This is a genomic window from Paenibacillus silviterrae (genome assembly GCF_030167925.1).
In the GTDB taxonomy this organism is placed as follows: Bacteria; Bacillota; Bacilli; order Paenibacillales; family NBRC-103111; genus Paenibacillus_G; species Paenibacillus_G silviterrae.
Window position 1 is genome coordinate 1,617,461 of record NZ_JASKUT010000002.1, and the last position, 19,006, is coordinate 1,636,466.

16 protein-coding genes and 1 pseudogene are annotated in these 19,006 nt (G+C 49.7%); 1 reads left to right on the forward strand and 16 read right to left on the reverse strand.

Going from position 1 to position 19,006, the window contains the following annotated elements; translation table 11 throughout:
• Positions 1–78 precede the first annotated feature (78 nt).
• The 11 genes from QMO62_RS29995 to QMO62_RS30045 form a co-directional block, all read right to left on the reverse strand.
• On the reverse strand, positions 79–2,091 hold the full coding sequence (locus tag QMO62_RS29995) for an ABC transporter transmembrane domain-containing protein (RefSeq protein WP_284646146.1): 2,013 nt from the start codon (positions 2,089–2,091) through the stop codon (positions 79–81).
• Between the two features lie 21 nt (positions 2,092–2,112).
• Positions 2,113–3,864 carry an ABC transporter ATP-binding protein gene (locus QMO62_RS30000; protein WP_284646147.1) on the reverse strand — a complete coding sequence of 584 codons (1,752 nt, stop codon included), beginning with the start codon at positions 3,862–3,864 and terminating at the stop codon, positions 2,113–2,115.
• A gap of 514 nt (positions 3,865–4,378) precedes the next feature.
• Positions 4,379–4,756, reverse strand: coding sequence for a cbb3-type cytochrome c oxidase subunit I (locus tag QMO62_RS30005; protein ID WP_284646148.1), 378 nt, complete (start codon positions 4,754–4,756; stop codon positions 4,379–4,381).
• A gap of 441 nt (positions 4,757–5,197) precedes the next feature.
• Positions 5,198–7,135 (reverse strand): YjhG/YagF family D-xylonate dehydratase, encoded by a 1,938-nt coding sequence (locus QMO62_RS30010; protein WP_284646736.1) that lies wholly within the window; start codon positions 7,133–7,135, stop codon positions 5,198–5,200.
• Between the two features lie 41 nt (positions 7,136–7,176).
• Positions 7,177–8,643, reverse strand: a complete 1,467-nt coding sequence (gucD, locus tag QMO62_RS30015) for an alpha-ketoglutaric semialdehyde dehydrogenase GucD (protein ID WP_284646149.1) — start codon at positions 8,641–8,643, stop codon at positions 7,177–7,179.
• 24 nt (positions 8,644–8,667) lie between these two features.
• The gene (locus tag QMO62_RS30020) at positions 8,668–9,834 is read right to left on the reverse strand and encodes a UxaA family hydrolase (RefSeq protein WP_284646150.1); all 1,167 of its coding nucleotides are present in this window, start codon (positions 9,832–9,834) and stop codon (positions 8,668–8,670) included.
• Positions 9,831–10,127, reverse strand: coding sequence for a UxaA family hydrolase (locus QMO62_RS30025; RefSeq protein ID WP_284646151.1), 297 nt, complete (start codon positions 10,125–10,127; stop codon positions 9,831–9,833). The genes QMO62_RS30020 and QMO62_RS30025 overlap by 4 nt, the downstream gene beginning before the upstream one ends.
• 12 nt (positions 10,128–10,139) lie before the next feature.
• Positions 10,140–11,018, reverse strand: a complete 879-nt coding sequence (locus QMO62_RS30030) for a fumarylacetoacetate hydrolase family protein (RefSeq protein ID WP_284646152.1) — start codon at positions 11,016–11,018, stop codon at positions 10,140–10,142.
• 94 nt (positions 11,019–11,112) lie between these two features.
• Complete coding sequence (locus QMO62_RS30035) at positions 11,113–11,883, reverse strand: IclR family transcriptional regulator (RefSeq protein WP_284646737.1); 771 nt, start codon at positions 11,881–11,883, stop codon at positions 11,113–11,115.
• A 199-nt stretch (positions 11,884–12,082) separates the two neighbouring features.
• Entirely contained in the window at positions 12,083–12,502 is a 420-nt protein-coding gene (locus tag QMO62_RS30040; RefSeq protein ID WP_284646153.1) for a GNAT family N-acetyltransferase, read from the reverse strand.
• Between the two features lie 32 nt (positions 12,503–12,534).
• On the reverse strand, positions 12,535–12,888 hold the full coding sequence (locus QMO62_RS30045) for a GNAT family N-acetyltransferase (protein WP_284646738.1): 354 nt from the start codon (positions 12,886–12,888) through the stop codon (positions 12,535–12,537).
• A 576-nt stretch (positions 12,889–13,464) separates the two neighbouring features.
• On the opposite strand from QMO62_RS30045, the gene QMO62_RS30050 reads away from it, so the two are divergent.
• The gene (locus QMO62_RS30050; RefSeq protein WP_284646154.1) at positions 13,465–14,145 is read left to right on the forward strand and encodes an MBL fold metallo-hydrolase; all 681 of its coding nucleotides are present in this window, start codon (positions 13,465–13,467) and stop codon (positions 14,143–14,145) included.
• A 154-nt stretch (positions 14,146–14,299) separates the two neighbouring features.
• On the opposite strand, the gene QMO62_RS33475 is transcribed toward QMO62_RS30050, so the two are convergent.
• From QMO62_RS33475 to QMO62_RS30070, 5 genes and pseudogenes are all read right to left on the reverse strand, one after another.
• Positions 14,300–14,443 carry a glycosyl hydrolase-related protein gene (locus tag QMO62_RS33475; protein WP_369699118.1) on the reverse strand — a complete coding sequence of 48 codons (144 nt, stop codon included), beginning with the start codon at positions 14,441–14,443 and terminating at the stop codon, positions 14,300–14,302.
• 758 nt (positions 14,444–15,201) lie between these two features.
• Entirely contained in the window at positions 15,202–16,926 is a 1,725-nt protein-coding gene (locus QMO62_RS30055) for a glycoside hydrolase family 2 protein (protein ID WP_284646155.1), read from the reverse strand.
• A gap of 81 nt (positions 16,927–17,007) precedes the next feature.
• Positions 17,008–17,118 (reverse strand): annotated as a pseudogene (locus QMO62_RS30060) (alpha-galactosidase); the annotation flags it as partial.
• A 4-nt stretch (positions 17,119–17,122) separates the two neighbouring features.
• The gene (locus tag QMO62_RS30065; protein ID WP_284646156.1) at positions 17,123–18,004 is read right to left on the reverse strand and encodes a carbohydrate ABC transporter permease; all 882 of its coding nucleotides are present in this window, start codon (positions 18,002–18,004) and stop codon (positions 17,123–17,125) included.
• A 13-nt stretch (positions 18,005–18,017) separates the two neighbouring features.
• Complete coding sequence (locus QMO62_RS30070; RefSeq protein WP_284646157.1) at positions 18,018–18,932, reverse strand: ABC transporter permease; 915 nt, start codon at positions 18,930–18,932, stop codon at positions 18,018–18,020.
• Between the last annotated feature and the right edge of the window lie 74 nt (positions 18,933–19,006).

Genomic DNA, 19,006 nt, shown 5'->3' on the forward strand with positions numbered 1-19,006 from the left:
AGCCGTAAAGGACCTAACTTAAACAGCAACAAGGAGCAGCTCCTTGTTGCTGTTTAAGTTGCGGACTAAGTTACATCCCTATATGACAGCAACAGCTTTCCCATTTCCCTGTTGCAACTCGTACATTTGATAATATTGACCTTGCTGCGCCATGAGCTGATTGTGTGTGCCTCGTTCAATAATTTCACCGCGATCCAGCACGAGAATAAGATCCGCGGCTTTAACCGTCGATAGCCGATGCGCTATGACGAACGTTGTACGCCCCTTTTTCACAACGTCCAGCGCCTTCTGTATGATCGCTTCCGTCTCGGAATCAATGTTCGAGGTCGCTTCGTCAAGGATAAGAATCGCCGGATCGAAAGCAAGCGCCCTCGCAAACGAAATCAACTGCCTCTGTCCCGCAGAAAGCGTGCTCCCCTTCTCGATAACAGGTTCATTAATTCCACGTGGCAGCTGTGTGAGCAATTCAGCCGCGCCCACATCATGCAGCGCCTTCACGATTTGTTCGGTCGAAATGGACGGATTATCAAGCGATACATTGGAGGCAATCGTCCCTGTAAATAAAAATGGATCCTGCAGCACAATACCCATATGCTTACGAAGCGTTTGGCGAGGTAAACTTTCGATTGGGTAACCATCAATCGTAATACTTCCCTTATCTACATCGTAGAACCGGAAAAGCAAATTCAGAATCGAGCTCTTACCTGAACCCGTATGCCCGACAAGAGCAATCGTTTGGCCTTGCTTTGCTTCGAACGAGATTCCCTTCAGTACCGGTTCACCCTTGGCATAAGAGAACCAAACCTTGTCAAACGTAACATTCCCTCGGTATCGCGGTATATTTCTGTCGGATACATCCTCTCCCTCCTCATTCATGAGGACAAATACACGATCGGCGCTGACAAGCGCCTGCTCCAGGTTGGGCAACTGATTCACAATATTGACGACAGGCTGAAACATACGATTCATGAGATCAACAAACGCATAGAGTACGCCCAGCGAAATACCGCCTGTTACCGTGCCAAGTGAAACCCCGGAGAAATACCAGATCATTGCGACAAATGCCATATTTCGTAGGGCCCCAACAAGGTTATGGGAGGTCAAGGAGTTCAGATGCAGCAGCTTATTTCGAAACTGATAATACCGCTGATTAAACGCTTCGAACTCCTCTTCCTGCATCTTTTCCTTGCGGAAAGCCTGTATGATCGGCATCCCTTGGATAGATTCGTTGATCATGCCGTTCATTTCGGAAAGGGTAGAACGTATGACGCGATTGTAATGCGAAGCAAACTTGCGGTAGATAACGATCCACAATGCGAGTACGGGAATGACAAGCAGGCAAATCAGAGCCAACCGATAATCGAGTAAAAGCATCGCTCCTAGTATGGCAACAATGTACAATATCCCTGAGAAAAAGTTGGCCAAGACGGTTACGTACAAATCCTTGATGGCGTCCGTATCGTTTGTGATTCGGGACACCACTTTTCCCGCCGGTAAATTATCAAAGAACCGAATCGGCAGGCGATTGATATGAGCGAACACATCATCACGCATCCTACGTATAATCCGGTTGGCCGAGGTTTGCAGCCAGTATCGTTGCCCGTAGCTAAAGAGTGCTGAAATGACCGTCATCGCTCCAAAAATCAAAACCAGGCGATAAATGCTTGTAAACTCCGGTTTATAGAAATCAAACAATTGTTCCTTTGATAGAGGCTGCTCCTTCTCCTGCATATCCGAATTCATTCGGGCAAAATAAAATGTACCCCCCTCCTGCCGTACCCGACCTTCGCCGCCTCGTTCATGCTCCGGAACCCGGTCGCCTCGCTTCCAATAGACACCGTCATAAAAAATCGCGGCCGCCGTACCCTCTTTCACCTGATACCACGGTTTCTCAATACCCGCTATATGCTCATCAATTATCCTCTTCGCGATAAAAGGTCCCGTGAGTTCCGCTGCAATAGCAATGACTAGCATGACGAGAGCCATAATGATCGTCTTTTTGTATAATAGAGCATAGGTAAACAATCGCTTGATCGGTCGGGCTCTTCGCACCGCTTCGCTGTCTATCTCCCATTCGAAATCTTCACTCATCCGCTGTTTCCCACACCTTTCCTAAGTCTGCATTTCTTCAGCAGCCTGCTGCCGCTCCCATTGTTCCCAATACCATCCTCCAACCGCAAGAAGCTCCTCATGTGTACCCATTTCTACGATTCGTCCGTTTTCCAGTACAATGATCTGCTCTGCATGCTGAACAGCCGATAAACGATGAGTGACGATCAGTGTTGTTTTACCGGCACGCGATCGCCGAATGTTCGCGATGATTTCGGCCTCTGTCTTGGCATCCACGGCAGATAATGCATCATCCAGTATCAAAATCTGCGGATTGCCGATCAAAGCACGTGCAATGGATACGCGTTGTTTTTGGCCGCCGGAGAGGGCAACGCCTTTCTCGCCCACAAGCGTATCCAAGCCTTTCGGTAGAAATTCTAGGTCCTTCTTTAAAGCGGACAGCTCAATGGCTTCTTCCAACTGGTCATGGTTTTCACCCAGCCCCTTCTGGCCGAATAAAATATTATCCCGAACCGTTCGCGAGAATAAGAAAGGACTTTGCTGCACATAGCCCAGCCACCCCTTCAAATCATCGAACGCAATTTGCTCTAGAGGCTTCTCCGTGACCGTCAGTTGACCTTGCCCTTTTGGGTACTCGCGAAGCAACTGCCTGATCAAGGTCGTTTTGCCGCTCCCCGTTCGACCAACGATGCCTAATGTTTGGCCCCGTTCTATCCGAAACTTCATTTCATGAAGATTGGTTTCGGCCGACAAAGGATATTGGAACGACACTCCTTTAAATTCAATGGCATCTGGTTCTTTTATCCTGATCGCATGAGGCGATTCCACAACATCCGCAGGATAGGACAAGGTTTCGTTCACCCGATCCAACGATGCATTTCCACGCTGCATAATATTAATGAGCTCCCCGATGGCGAACATAGGCCAGATCAGCATCCCAAGATACACGTTAAAGGTAACCAGCGTGCCGACGGTCAGCTCGCTATGGAACACAAGATTTGCTCCGTAAGCAAGACCAACGATATAGCTGGCCCCGACGATGATCTTAATCGTGGGGTCGAATAAAGCATCGATTTTCGCAACGGCGATGTTCTTCTCTAATACGTCTGCCGTAACGCTGCTGAATTTAGCTTCGGCCGCGCGTTCTTGGACGAATGCACGGATCACACGAGTTCCTGATATCGTCTCAAGCACTCCGTCGTTCATTACGCCAAATGCGTCTTGTGCTTCTTTAAACCGTACATGAATCCACTTTCCAAAAAACTGAATAGTGAGAGCAAGAATCGGCAGAGGAACAATCGCGGCCAGCGTTAGCTTCCAAGAAATAAAAAACATCATGGCGCCGATTAACGTCATCATCCACACCGTTGCGTCAATAAGAGTTAATATCCCAAAGCCTGCTGTCATAGAAACATCCTTTAGATCGTTTGTTGCCCTTGCCATTAAATCACCCGTACGATGCTTCTCATAAAAGGATGGAGTCATCTTAAGCAAATGCCGCATGAGCTTTGATCTCAGCAGCCGTTCCACGACAAAAGCGCCTCCGAACAGTTGGTACATCCAAATGTAAGTAATCGCATAAATGATTACCGCCAGACCACCCAGCAAAAGTACCGTCTGTGTCACCAAACCCCAATGAAGGCTTCCTTGCTGCATGTGATCAATCATATCTCCCACCAATTTCGGCGGAATAATTTCAATCAACCCAGCTACAATGAGCAGGGGAATCGCAATGCTGTACCTTTTCCACTCTAAACGAAAAAACCAACCCAATTTCCCTAATACCGACAGCAAGTCATCCGACTCTCCCCTCTACATTAACAAAAGCGCATGCCACGAATGAATCGCAACCTGCGCTTTTTGGGCTCGTTATTCATAAGACGCATGATATGGTATTAATGCGTCCTACCACCGAAGCAGGAAGTTATTTTATGTATACTGTTGTTAGACATAGTAAGAAGACATATTTGTCTAGAAGTAAACATCATACATTGCTCCCTCCGAATGTTTTCAACCTCTTCATTATTTTCCATTTTTTAGTTTCGATCAAGGGGAAAGTCTGTTTTAGATGATTTTTACAAAAAAACTTTTTGTTTTCTGATTGCCTTCTTATTCCTATTGAGAGATTTCAAAAAAAGAAACGGCCCCGGTCCTAAGAATCCAGGACTAAGGCCGCATTAGGTGAAATCAGCATGCCCGGATCTACTTGATGCTTGAAGCCGCAAGCAGAGGGCTACGAAAAACAGACAACCTGCACTACGTCGAACTTAAGTAGCGCAGGTTGCTTATGTCAGCCCCTTCCCGTGACTTATTGTCGGGGCTGCAGTTGTTTGAACAAATTCATGGCAAAGAGAAGCACACTAATGACTACTAATAAGGAACTGACAATCGTTATCGGTAGAAACGCGGGGACTGTCGGTACGGTGATTTGCATAGCGATGCCAAGCTGCATAATGGGGAATCCGATATTGTATAACCAAAAATGAGTCTTAGCTAATTTGGTTCCGGATGCTTTCGGGTAGAAGTGGTAGATAAGTCCGAACAACGCCATGGACACCCAGCCTAAGAGGTTAATGTGTGCATGCACCGAGGTTAAACTAAAGTTGTGCATAATGCCCATCGTTATGCCTAAGATAACGCCTACACAAAAATACACTGCAGCAAGCTTAAGAAAAATCTTCTCCATACGCGCAGCTCTCCTTCGTTACATGTTGTTTACTTCTTGACAATCGCTTCTAATGATCCGCTGCCATCGTAGTACGATGGCTTTTTCGCGATGTCCGTAATTACCGGTGGCTGAGTTTCGTTCGGTTTTATTACAATGTCCTTCCCCAGGTTTCGAGCCTGCGGCAAGAATCTACCACTCCCATCGTAATAACTTGGTTTTCCCTGCAAATCTCCCATGTCTTCACCGACTTCGCTTATATTGTCTTCATTAAGATCACCTATGTACACTACTATACATATACGCACCGCTTTTCTTTAGAATCGCCCCCAACTGAAAAACATGTCGAATGTACTAAAAATAGGATAAATTATAACCGATAGTAGGAATTCGTCTGCAGAATCGGCTCGATAATAAAAAACCGGTTCGTCTCCCAAAGTATGGGCCGCGAACCGGTATGATTTAGTTGTTCCTCCCTTGAAGCGCTTCAATGATTCGGTCGACATCATACACGCTTCCGCGCCAGGTTCCGCCGCTGGCAGCTTGAAGCGCAGCCCAAAGCCTCGTGTCGTCCGGAAGAGACGGATCCGGTGCAACATCCGGATGAAGCTTTCGGCCGGCAAGCACCTGTGCGCCCTCCTCCGGCGTATAGTTCCGGTCCGCCTCTCCAACGAAATGCAGGCTGCCGCTAAGGTTGACCGGATCTATGATGGCCTCAATCCAATCCCCGTTCCTCAGCTTGCCGATCGGTCCGCCTGCCAGCGCCTCCGGGCCCACATGGCCGATACAGGCCCCCGTGGATACGCCCGAGAATCTGGCATCCGTGATCAGCGTTACCCGCTTGCCGAAGGACAGATGCTTCAACGCCGACGTCAACTGATACGTCTCCTCCATCCCCGTGCCGGAAGGACCTCTTCCGATCAGTACCAGGATGTCTCCGGCTTCGATTCCGCCTGTCTTGATAGCCCGGATGGCATCACGCTCCGAGACATAGACCTTTGCTCGTCCACGATGCCGAAATACTCCGTCCGCATCGATGACCGATGGATCAATCGAGGTTGACTTGATCACCGACCCTTCGGGAGCTAAATTACCCGTAGGGAACGTAACCGTGGATGTCAATCCCCGTGCTCGTGCCTGCTCCGGGCTCATAATCACCTGATCCGCCTCTACTCCGTCGCACCTCAGGAGTGCTTCCCTTACTTTAGCCCGTCGCTCCGAATGCTCCCACCAGTCAAGCACAGCGCCAAGCTTTTCCCCTGTTACTGTGACTACAGACTCATCCAATAGCCCCATACGACGAAGGTGGAGCATCACCTCGGGCACCCCTCCCGCCAGGTAGGCACGAACCGTCGGATGCGGCTCGGGTCCGTTCGGAAGGACACTGACAAGCCGTGGTACGCTGCGATTGACTTCAATCCAGTCCGACACATCGGGGATCTTTAAGCCCGCTGCATGGGCAATCGCCGGGATGTGCAGCAGCAGGTTCGTCGACCCGCCAAAGGCCGCATGCACGACCATGGCGTTTCGGATGGCCCCGTCTGTAAGAATATCGCGTATCCGAATTCCTTTCTCAATCAGCGTCATGACGGCTCGGGCGGACTGACGGGCCGTCTCTTGCCAGATCGTCTGCCCGGAGGGGGACAAAGCCGCATGCGGTACCGTTAAGCCCAGCGCCTCCGCCACCACTTGCGATGTGGCGGCGGTGCCAAGGAACTGACAGCCGCCCCCGGGGGTCGCACATGCCCTGCATCCGAGATCGGAGGCATCCTGAAGGGAAAGCTCCCCATTCGCATAGCGTGCCCCGATCGTCTGAATTTTGCCGGCGTCCTCTCCGTGGACCGGAGGCAGGGTAACGCCTCCCGGAACGATGATGCCCGGCAAATCACCGGAGCCGGCCACGGCCATCAGCATTGCCGGCATCCCCTTATCGCAGGTGGCGACACCAATCACTGCGGCGCGCGTAGGCAAGGACCGGATGAGGCGGCGGAACACCATGGCTGCATCATTGCGGTAAGGCAATGAATCGAACATCCCTGTCGTCCCCTGACTTCGGCCGTCGCACGGATCGCTGACATAGCCCGCGAACGGAATTCCCCCCATTGCTGTGATCTCCTTCGCTGCGGCTTGCATCAGGAGGCCCACCTCCCAATGCCCTGTATGATAGCCTAGAGCAATCGGCGATCCATCCTCAGCCCTTATGCCCCCTTGAGTGCTGAGGAGCAAAACCTGTTTTCCATTCAATCGAGTGGGCGCCCAGCCCATCCCAACGTTCTGAGTCAAACCGAACAGTTCTCCGCTTGGCGCGTTCAATAACATCTCATGTGTCAGAGGGAGCGAGCCTGCCGGACCTTGCGCTGCCGTCTGAAAGGAATACAAGCCCTCCTCCTGACTTTCCATGATGAGCCGGATCACATCAGTCAAGACATCGCCTCCTTAGCTTATGCTTTTACGAACACGGTTTTTACCGCTGTAAAAAACTCCATGGCCGCTTGGCCCTGCTCTCTGGAATGGGAGCTGGATTGCTTCATACCGCCAAATGGCGCCTGCAGCTCTACTCCGGCTGTTTCCGCGTTGACGCGAACCAAGCCGGCATCCATTTCGTTGATAAAGGACAGCATGCTGCCGATATCCTTGGTGAATATCGAGGCGCTGAGACCCAAATGGATGTCGTTCGCTTTATCCAAAGCTTCCTGCAGGCTTCCTACTTCGATCAGCGCCAGTACAGGTCCGAAGATCTCTTCTTGTGCTATCGTCGAGGCCGGATCGACCTTGTCAAAGATCGTCGGTTCGACATAGAAGCCATCGGCTAATCCGTCCTCCGTCGGGCGCTTGCCGCCGCATAAGAGCTCGGCCCCTTCCGCAATCCCTTTATCAATATAGGACAAGACGGTATCGAGCTGTCTCTCGCTTGAGCATGGCCCCATCCAAACTCCCGGCTCAAGGCCGTTTCCCAGCTTAAGCTGCATCGTTTTCTCTACCAGAAGCGCCTTGAACCGCTCGTAGATCCCCTTATGAACGAAAACCCGGCTCGTAGCCGTACACTTCTGTCCGGTAGAGCGCAGGCCTCCGCTAATCGTAGCTTCCACAGCCAGCTGAAGGTCCGCGTCCGGAAGAACGATCACCGGATTTTTGCCGCCCATCTCCAATTGATATTTAGCGCCGCGTTCCAGCGCCTTCCGTCCGATCAGCTTGCCTACCTCATTGGAGCCGGTGAAGGTGATCGCCTGGACATCGGGATGGTCCGTCAAAGCGGGACCGATTAAGGAGCCCCTTCCCGTTACAAGGTTGACGACACCGGCTGGAAACCCCGCCTCGGCGAAGCACTCCACAACTAACGCTGCCGTGATCGAGGTTTCTTGAGCAGGCTTAAGCACTACGGTGTTGCCGTACACTAAGGCCGGCGCCATCTTCCATATCGGGATGGCAACAGGAAAGTTCCACGGAGTAATCACGCCTACGACTCCAAGGGGGACTCTAGTCGTATACATCAGCGCTTCACCGTCGGTGGAAGGGATCACATCGCCCACCTTCCGCATCCCTTCACCTGCGTAGTAGCGTAGCAGTGCAACGCCTCGGGCCGTTTCGCCCTTGGCCTCGGGCAGTGTCTTCCCCATTTCCCGGGTCATAGTCAACGCAATCTCGTCCAAGCGGCGCTCGATAGCATTCGCAGCCTTGTACAAAAACTCCCCTCGCGCGGGCGCCGGCAGTCTCCTCCAAGCCTGCTGCACCGCTTTGGCAGCCGCTACCGCAAGGTCCACATCCCGAGCGTCCGAGCTCTGGAACCTTCCGACCACCTCGTTGCGATTGGCGGGATTGATACTGGACTCGGTCTGTCCCGTAGCGGATACCGTCCATTCTCCTCGAATATAATTAAGATACGTAGCTGCTTTCTCCAATGCTTGCATCAGTTCACTTCCTCCTCATGATTCTTAGAATGTCGGCCCGATTCGCCATAAGCCAAAGTCATACTGCTTCAGAATCTCCGCCTTGGTCAGCTTGCCGGAGCAAACCTCCAGCAGCTCTTCAAACAAGCGCTCGCCCACGGCCTCAATGGATTCTGTTCCCTCAATAATGGTTCCCGCGTTGAAGTCGATATTGTCGTTCATCCGTTCAAAGATAGGGGTATTGGTTGCAATCTTGATCACAGGAGCAATAGGCGAGCCTGTAGGAGTCCCTCTTCCGGTGGTGAACAATACGATCTGGGCGCCGCCGGCTGTCATTCCTGTCATTTGCTCGATATCGTGCCCCGGGGTATCCATCCATACCAAGCCCTTCTTGGAAGGCTTCTCCGCGTATTGGATCAGCTCTTCGAGCGGACGGCTGCCAGCCTTGTTCGCCGCGCCCAGCGACTTCTCCTCAAGCGAGCTGAGCCCGCCCTTGATATTCCCCGGACTCGGGTTGCCCGTACGAATGTCGATTCCCATGGCAAATGCCCGCTGCTCCATCGCTTCGATGACTTCGTAGACCCGCTTCGCAACCTGATCATTCGCAGCCCTCCGAGCCAGCAGGTGCTCCGCGCCGATGAGCTCCGTTGTCTCGGCCAGAATGGAGGTGCCCCCCTCGTCGACGATCTTATCGCTGACAACGCCGACCGCCGGATTGGCCGATAATCCGGAGCAGGCATCCGACCCGCCGCACTCGGTACCGACAATCAGCTCGCTAAGGGAGCAAAGCTCACGGCGAAGCCTGCTCGCCTCCTGCACCATGCGTGCCGCTGCCCTCGCTCCCTCGGCGATAGCCATAAGAGTACCGCCGTGATCCTGAATGGACACAACCTCCACCGGCTTGCCGCTCTTCGCAATCTCACTGGCAACACTCCTCGCTTGATGCGTCTCGCATCCCAGCCCAAGCACCACCACGCCATAGACATTGGGGTTCAGCCCCATTCCGACATAAGTCCGAAAGGTTTGGTCGTAATCGATTCCTACTTGGGCGCAGCCGTGCTGATGAATGAAGGACACCGTTCCCTGCACCAGCTCGGTGATTTGCTTTGCCGCTTGGGCTGCACAGGTGATCGTCGGCAGGATCAGAATATGATTGCGGATCCCCACGGTCCCGTCACTTCTGCGATACCCCCAGAATTGTCCCCTTGTCATTGCCGGTCACCCCTTCCCCTTTTTCCCTCCAGATTGTGGACATGAACATGTGCCCCGGAAGGAATGTCACATAACGCCATGCCGATAACCTCGCCATATTTCAGGATATCCTCGCCTTGCGCAATATCTCTCACCGCAAACTTGTGTCCAAACTCGATGCCTTCCTTCACGGTGACAGTGAAGCTTTGATCTTGGCACGTAATGGCCAGCGTCTCGCCCGGTTCAAGGTTCACCAGCGATATCGCAACATGATCCTGAGGCTTAATCATCACTACCTTCGCACGCTTTACCATGCTTACCGCCTCCTAAGCCGTCCTCATGGTATTGAGAAGTGTACCGATTCCTGAAATTTCGATCTCAACCACATCTCCATCCGCTAAGGTAAACTCGTTAGGAGGTACGATGCAGGTTCCCGTCAGCAGTACGGTGCCATCGAACACTTCGTTATCTCTCGTTAGAAAAGAGACAAGCTCCTCCAGCTTTCGCTTAAGCTGGGATGTACTGGCCGTTCCCTCAGTAACCAAGCTGCCGTTTCTATAGATCCTGCAAGCGATTGCAAATTGATACGGGTTATCAACAACATCGGCCAACAGGACGGAAGGCCCTAAGGAACATGAGCGTCTCCACATCTTAGCCTGCGGCAAATAAAGTGGGTTCTCCCCCTCGATATCCCGACAGCTGAGGTCGTTACCTGCGGTATATCCGACGATTCGCCCTTTGCTGTCGAGCACCAACCCTAGCTCCGGTTCGGGTATCTGCCACGTCGAGTCACTCCGAAGGCACATCTCATCTCCAGGCCCTACGGTACGTGCCGCTGTTGATTTCATGAATAACTCCGGCCTCACGGCATCATAGACCTTGTCATAGAAGGTGGTTGCATCGAGTTTGCCTCCGGTTGCTTCATAATTGCGGGCTTCCCGGCTTCGCTCATAGGTTACGCCCGCAGCCCAAACCTCAGGAGCTACCACGGGGACTGTAAGCCTCAAACTCTCTACACTTTCCTCAATAGGTTCTGTTTCTTCCATCCATGATTTCACCCACGTAAGCGGACTTAGTCCTTCGTCCTCCGCTTGTCGGATCAGCTCTTGCAGATGCTTCTGCGGCAGCGGATAGACGCGGCCTTCCTCCGTGCATGCCGCAAGTACCGGCTCCTTCTCGACGGGCACATAACGAATGATTCTCATAATTCCCCTCCGCGTTTGTTTTATATTATAAAACGATGTTTTATAATTCATTTAAGTAAGAAGGACTTACCTTATAAGTCCTCTTCACTGAGCTCTATCTTCTGTTCGTCCATCCATTCCCAAGCTGATGCGATAATAATTCTCCGGTTTCCAGCAGCAGCTTCGTGTAGCTGTAACGTTCTTGTTCCGTTACCCTCGACACAAGCATGGAAATGCTCATTGCTGCAACGACATCCCCCGTATGGTTCATTAGAGGGACTGCGATACAATAAACACCCGGCTCGTTTTCTTGATTATCCACGGCGTAGCCCTTATCCCGAACCTTAGCCAGCTCTTCAAGAAAACGCTCCTCTGATGCTATCGTATGCTCCGTATGAGAAACGTAGGAATAATTTTTTAATATGGATTGCAGCTTCTCCGACGGTGCAAAAGCGATCAGCGCTTTACCAACCGCACTGCAATGCAAGGGGATCCTTCTACCGATTCGGGAGTAACGGATGACTGCTTTGGGGCCGTCTACTTTATCGATATATACCCCTTCCTTACCGTCCAGCACCACAAGATGTACAGTCTGCCCGGTAGTATGGCATAGCTGTTCGAGTTCTCTTTTGGCCACTTGGCGAATGTCAAGATTATCCGTTAATTGCCCGCTTCGCTCGAGCAGCTTCAAACCTAAACGATACTTCCCGTTGTCCGGATTTTGTTGAATGTAGTTGTAAGCCTGAAGCGTCTTCAGCAGTGAGTGCACGGTGCTCTTATGAAGATCCATCCGGGTGCTGATCTCAGAAATCTTGAGCTCAGGATGAAACTCGTCAAACAAATCAAGAATTTGCAATGCTCTTTCTACGGATTGAATGATAGGAATTGCCCTACCCTCCCTTTGTTTTACATTATAAAACCATATTCTGCTATTACAACCATACTATACTACAGCCTTCGACTTCTGTGAAGCGTCGGCATGAAAAAGTCTGTGCACTGCGGCTGGCTCGTCACTATCGCCTAAATTCAACGTTCCGCTTCCGGATTATTGCACTAACATTCCTCCGTCAGTTTAATACAACATGTCATCGTTGTATCTTTGCAAAAATGTACGTGTCCCTCAATTCGCTTCCATCAACCGATAAATCTTCGTTCTTGATAATACTCTCAAGTTCAAATTGTAATCGCTCAGGTATTAACTTACTTCTAGTATTTTTAGTAATGTTATGTAAGCTTGACGTAGCAACGAATTGCCCAGTTTCTTTCAAAAAAACAAAGAATCTTAGGTTTTCACGACTTAAAAATCTTACATGTGCCTCTCTAACTTCAAGTTCGATATCATATTCGTTTTGTTCATTTTGAGAAAACTTTAACCAAGGTTTCAACTCATCTATCGAAGCATTAACGGCTTCAAAAACAACCTTACCATCCCCTGGTTTCGGCATTCTAATTACTAATCGTTCAGTATGAAACTCATCTGGAAAATCAATCATAATTGGTTTCATAACATCCCCCTTTGGTTTATTCCTACATACAATTATAAAGTTCTTAAAGTCATACGCCAACATTCAGTGACTAGTAATTGATTCGATAGAAACTGTTCTTGCTTATCAATGATGTTGAATCCATATCTGGAGTATAGCTCCCTTGCACGAGTAAGCTTATCATTCGTCCATAGAATTATAGTTTCATACTGCTTTTCAATGCAAAAATTAATTGCTGTCTCCAGCAGTTTCTTACCATAACCCTTCCCGTTTAAGTCGGATTCAACAAGGAACCATCTTAGTTGGGCTTCAGAATCATTCATGTGACTAATAGCTATTGAACCTTTCAGTTCTTTATCCATCTCAACTAACCACAAATTGTCTTTCTCTTTATTGAAATTCTTAATAAATTGTTCTACTCCTTAAGTGATAAATTTTTTAAAACTAAGGTCAAAATTATGTTCGATACTTTAGTAAGAATAGTGAGATTTAATGAGATATTCTTCTTCCCCAAACTGGAACGACCTTATCATAGAACGATTCCTTCCTAACAGAAATGGGTATAATATTTTAAGTCTAAAGCACTGGATGTGAATGTGCATTGTTGACTAACACCTCATCACCCGGTTCGGTGCAGCAAATTCTGTCAACCATTTTGAGGAGCACAGGCCCCTCTATAGTCAAGCTTCTCTCCTCCGTAAAATTAGCTAATAACTACTTCTATAAAGGACTTGGAATATCCTGTTACTTATCTTTCAATAAATATTTAATTTCATCCACTAGTTCGGAGCATTCCCTTTGATCGAGATTGGCCAACTTCTTCTTATGCCCTCCTCCAACAAAGCCACAATTGTGTATAATTAGATCATCCGTTAAATTTATTGTAGCCTATTGTTACTCCAATTCAGTATCGTAAAAATCATCTGAATTAACAGAAGAACAACCTATTGTGCGAACATATGCGAAGGAGAGGCGAGTTTAGAGTGACGAAGAAACAAGAAATCATTCCGTTGCTTCTTAAGATGGATGCAGGCGGCAGGCCTTTCACGGTCCATGCGGCAACGCTTTGGGACGGGGAAGAAGCGACTCTCGTCGATACCGGTATTCCGGGGCAGTTTGAGGTGATCCGGTCCGCGCTGGAAGAGCATCATATTCCGCTCGAGCGGGTGACCCGTATCCTGATCACGCATCAAGACCGCGACCATATCGGCAGCTTACCGGAACTCGTCGCGGCCGGCGGAGGACGCATCGAGGTGTTGTGCCACGAGGCCGGCAGACCGTATCTCGAAGGGGAGACGCCGCTCGTTAAGAACGGAATGCTCGCCGCCCCCGTTAAGGTAACCGGCACGTTTCGGGACGGGGAGATCCTGCCGATCGCGGGAGGCCTAAGTGTCGTCTATACTCCGGGACATACGCCGGATCATACGAGCTTCTACCACGAGCCGAGCCGAACACTAATCTCCGGCGACGCGTTAACTGCTCAGGATCAAGTCTTACTGCCGTTTAACCCGAACTTCACCTCGGATAAGGATGAAGCAATACGCTCGATCGAGAAGCTGTTGGATCTTAAGATTGAGACGGTGATCGCGTACCACGGCGGGGTCTGCACCGGGAACATCCGGGAACGCCTTCTTGAAATCGTGAGTACGATGCGGAGGGCATGACACATGTCGGTGGAGCCGTCAATTCGACCTTCGAGCCGGGAAGAAGAACAAACTGAACCTATATCGTAAAGATTAGGTTCAGTTTGTTTTTTCATTATGGGATCACGGGTCAGATAAAAGCGTTCTACCCCCCTATTCCATACGAGATCTCATTCTAGTAATTGAGAAGAAACGTGCGTATCTCATAAGGCTTGATCTCAAAAGTTAGCTTCCGCTCTAAATGGAGCTCTTCCATCGGCCGCTCGAGCAGGTCGCACTCCTGCCACCCTTTGATTGGCAGCTCGCTTTGCAGTGTCACACGGGTAATCTGAGCCGCTCAAAAAGTGAAGATTATGCTTTGCAGCGTATTCCGAGTACTTTTCGGGGACCCTGGATTGGGAGCCAGCCGCCGAAGGACTCTCATCGTTGTTCAGTTTTGAAAGGTGCAATGCCTTACTATCATAGTATGTTTTGCTTCGCTGAAGGAATAACGGACATTCAGGACGTTATTCTTATGAAACAACGGCGAGAAGCTGGAATAACGGTTTTTCAAACCGCTATTTCGGCGAAAACAAGGCAACCCGCTCCACAATCGCGTTACAGCAGAAAATAACGGTTCGAAAGACCGTTATTTGCCTCTGACCGATTCCAAAACCGCAAATAACGTTCTCAAAGTCCGTTATTGTGCGAGCACCTTTGGATAATCTTGTTGCTTCATCGAAGATTGCGGGTGTGCTAAGATAGTCTTCCTGCCGCGGTTATGCGAGCAGATGTCGAAGATCATCCGATCTTACAATAGCTACTAGCGAAATATGCTGTTTGGGAGTGACTTTGTGCGAAGCACAACGAACTTCATAGTTCCCTGTGCTGATCTGATTCCGCTTCTTCGACAGCGCCTATAAAATATCGCGGAAGTGCCTCTTCACGATTTCGTACGCAGTTTTGGCCGCCGGTATGTGTCCACGACTCCTTTCATGTTCCGGGTAGTTACGCGCCATAAAAGTCCTACTTTTTCTTCGCTCACACGACAGTCGCAAAACTGTCATATGTACATGCCCGATACATAACAGCCACTCCTTAGCGTGAGTGTGTGCCTCCTTCGTAACTGAACGTACTGATCTTCCTAAAATGTTTCTTAACCACTTCAAAGGCAAGCTTCGGTCTCCGGTATTTATCCACGATGCCCTTGCTATTTTGCGTCCCTGCCCGGGACAGGAGCCATCCCGTATCCTCGACCACACGACAATCACAGAACTGCCAGATAAACATACCGGTGACATAGGGCTTCTGCATGTAGGCCGATAGATTGCTCTCAATGATGTCGGCTTGCCTTTCCTCGGTGCCTCTGACTCTTGTCGCATCGCGCAGCCCATAATAGCCGTCGCCGCCGAACTCGCTTAAGATCATTGGCTTGCCAAGTCCTCCTCCTTGATCGGCCCAGCTACGAGCCTGATCACATAGCGTCGACGGATCCTCGTTCGTATACCAGCCGGGGTACAGATTGTATGAGACAATGTCAACCAAGTCTAAGCATAGGTCCTTATCACGGTGGTGTGTCGCATAAGTTAAGGGGCGAGAGCTGTCCATTTGACGTATTTGCGCCAGCTGCTCCTTATACAGCTCCCTGCCCTCCGGCGTGTGGGAAGCGCATTCGTTCAGAATACCCCAAATGATGATGCTCGGATGGTTATAGTGACTGATGACCATTTCCTCATTACAAGCCAGACACTGCTCCTGACATCCAGGACTCAGCATATGATCGAGCTGAAAGCCTCTGGCGTGATTTTCCTCCCAGACTAGAATCCCCCGTTCATCACACAAATCCAAGAAACGCTCGTCGTTGGGATAATGGCTTGTTCGTACTGCATTGGAGCCGGCTTCAATCATGAGCTCCATATCCTGTACCATCAACGGGTATGGGAACGCCGCCCCTACCATCGGATGGTCCTCATGCCGGTTAAATCCCTTAAGGACAATGTCTTGACCATTCACCTGAATCCTTCCGTTATATGTGGTTACCGTACGGAATCCTACCCGTTCGATCAAGTCGTCCGAAGGAACCGCGGCTCCGTCTACATACAATTTAGTATCCAGCAAATACAAGTGCGGATTCTCATGCGACCAAGGCTTCGCATCAGGACACTCGGTACTGCCCTTGATCTCGACAGTGGCACCGGCGTGGACCGAACATTCCGGTAATGCCAATGAGATCCCTGCCAGGCTGATCTCAGTCGATACGAAAACATCCATATCACTGCTGTTTGTAACGCGGACAACCACCTCTCCTCCCCAGGCACTATCCCGCAAATGCGGGGTGAACTGGATACGTTCAATAAAGATTGGTGATATGATTTCCAAACCGACCGGTCGGATAATGCCGCCGTATGTGTAATAATCGTTCGCGAAGTGCAGCTTGGACTGCTCATGGAATGAGTTGTCAACAATAATAATGAGCTCATGGCTACCGGGCATCACGTCATGGATTACCCGTGTATGAAATGGAGTGTATGCATTATAATGTGAGCCCACCTCTACCCCGTCGAAAATGATGGTTGCCGTATGACTAATGCCTTTAAAATTAAATCGGAGCGACGCTGGTTCTGTAATCTCAATGAACCGCCGGTAGACACCCTTCCCCCGGTAAGTTCGAAAGGCCGGATGCATCTCCCAGCAGCCCGGAACAGGAAGACGATGGTTGTAGGCTTGGGGAATCGCTTCTCCCGGTTGAACCGGGCTAAAATCCCAATCTCCCTCGATTTCAATTACTTTACGAATCTGATTGGTTGAAAATAAACGCAGCATGTTTCATCCTCCTCTTTATAATGTTAAATCCGACGACTTCCGCCAGTGCAGCAGTACGCTTTGGTAATCGCCTTACTGCTGCTCTCTCTCTCCATCAGACAGCTTCGTTAAAACGAGCTCGTAGCCGAAGTTTCCGGACATGGCTACATGCCCGCGGGTGCGGAAAGGGGTGATTCGCCCGATCTGATCGTTTCGCTTATTCCTTGATTGCACCGATCATAACACCTTTCACGAAATACTTTTGTAGAAAGGGGTATAGAAATAAGATGGGCACCGTGGCAATGATGATTGTCGCGTATTTGATAGTCTCGCCAATAGCCATTTGATCGGAAGTCCCCACCCCTACCGACATGGAGTTCGTGTCATTACTGATCAGGATCTCTCTTAGGATAACTTGCAGAGGGAAGTAATCTCTCGTTTGCAGGAATATCGTTGCAAAAAACCATGAATTCCAATGCGATACCCCGTAGAACAAAACCATTACGGCCACTACCGGCATAGAGAGCGGCAGCACGATTCGAAACAGAATAGTCCAGTCCCCCGCACCGTCGATTCTTGCAGATTCCTCCAGACTTTCCGGTACCGACTGAAACGCAGTACGCATAATAATGAGATTGAAAGCACTGACCGCAGATGGCAATATAACCGCAAGCCGGGTGTCGAGCAATTCCAAATTGCGCATCAATAAATAAAGTGGAATTAAACCACCTTCAAAAAACATGGTGAACACGATGAGGAACATCACCGGATTGGTCAGCATCACATTTTTTCGGGACAAGGCATATGCCCCAAGCGCCGTTAGCACTATATTCAAGCCCGTGCCTACAGTTACATAGAACAGCGTATTGCCAAAGCCGGTCAATATGTTCGGGTTGCGGAGCACCATCCGATAAGCATCGAAATTCAGCCCCTGCGGATAAAGCAACAGGCCGCGATTCTGTACCACATATTGCGGATCGCTTAACGAAGAGAACAGAACATACAGCAGCGGATATAATGTCACTAAGGAGATAATCACCATCAGTATGGCATTGCCTAAATCGAAGGCTTGCTCTCCTAAAGAACGTTTCATTAACAAGTCCGTTTCCTCCCTACCATAGTTTCGTTTCCCCCAGTCGCTTAGCAGTCATGTTGGCTAGTACGAGCAAGGTGAAGCTTATCACTGCATTGAACAATCCGACGGCTGCACTATAACTGTAATTTGCCTCCAGAATTCCCTTTCGGTAAACGAAGGTTTGGATCACGTCGGCCGTCTCATAGATCACGGGATTATACATTAGAATAATCTTCTCAAAACCGACGGTCATGAACTTGCCGATAAAGAGGATGAACATAATCGTCACGGTTGGCATGATTCCAGGTAAGGTGACATGCCACATTTGCTTCCAACGGCTGGCGCCATCCATTCTTGCCGCCTCATAAAGCGACGGATTAATGGTGCTGATGGCTGCAAGGTAAACAATCGAGCTCCATCCAATGTTTTGCCATATTTCCGAGGAAATGTAGGTGGTTCGGAACCAACCAGCCATTCGCATGAAGGAGATCGGCTCCAGACCGAACATCGCTATGATGTGGTTTACCAGCCCGTCTCGTGCGAGGAAGTCAAACATCATGCCCACAATGACTACCATGGAGATGAAGTGTGGCATATAAGAAATCGTCTGTATCGCCCTACGGAATATATGGCTTTTAATCTCATTGAGGAGCAGGGCGAAGATAATGCCGGCTGGGAAAAAAAAGACCAGACTGTAAAGGCTAAGCAGTAACGTATTTTTTAGAATCCGTCCGAAATAAACGCTCCCGAAGAAATCCTCGAAGTGCTTAAGTCCGACCCAAGGGCTTCCCAGGAATCCCTTGGTAGGAATGAAATCCTTGAATGCAATTTGTAGGCCGTACATCGGCCCGTATTGGAAAATCAGATAATATGCCAACACAGGCGTCAGCATGAAGTAAATCGTTTTATTCTTAAGCAGATCCTTTTGCAGACGGATCATGTATGTTCTCACGTTATAACCTCCCTGTTCCCATCATTGTTGAAAAAAAAGGTATGCCAAAGAAAGCCGGAATAACTCAATTCCGG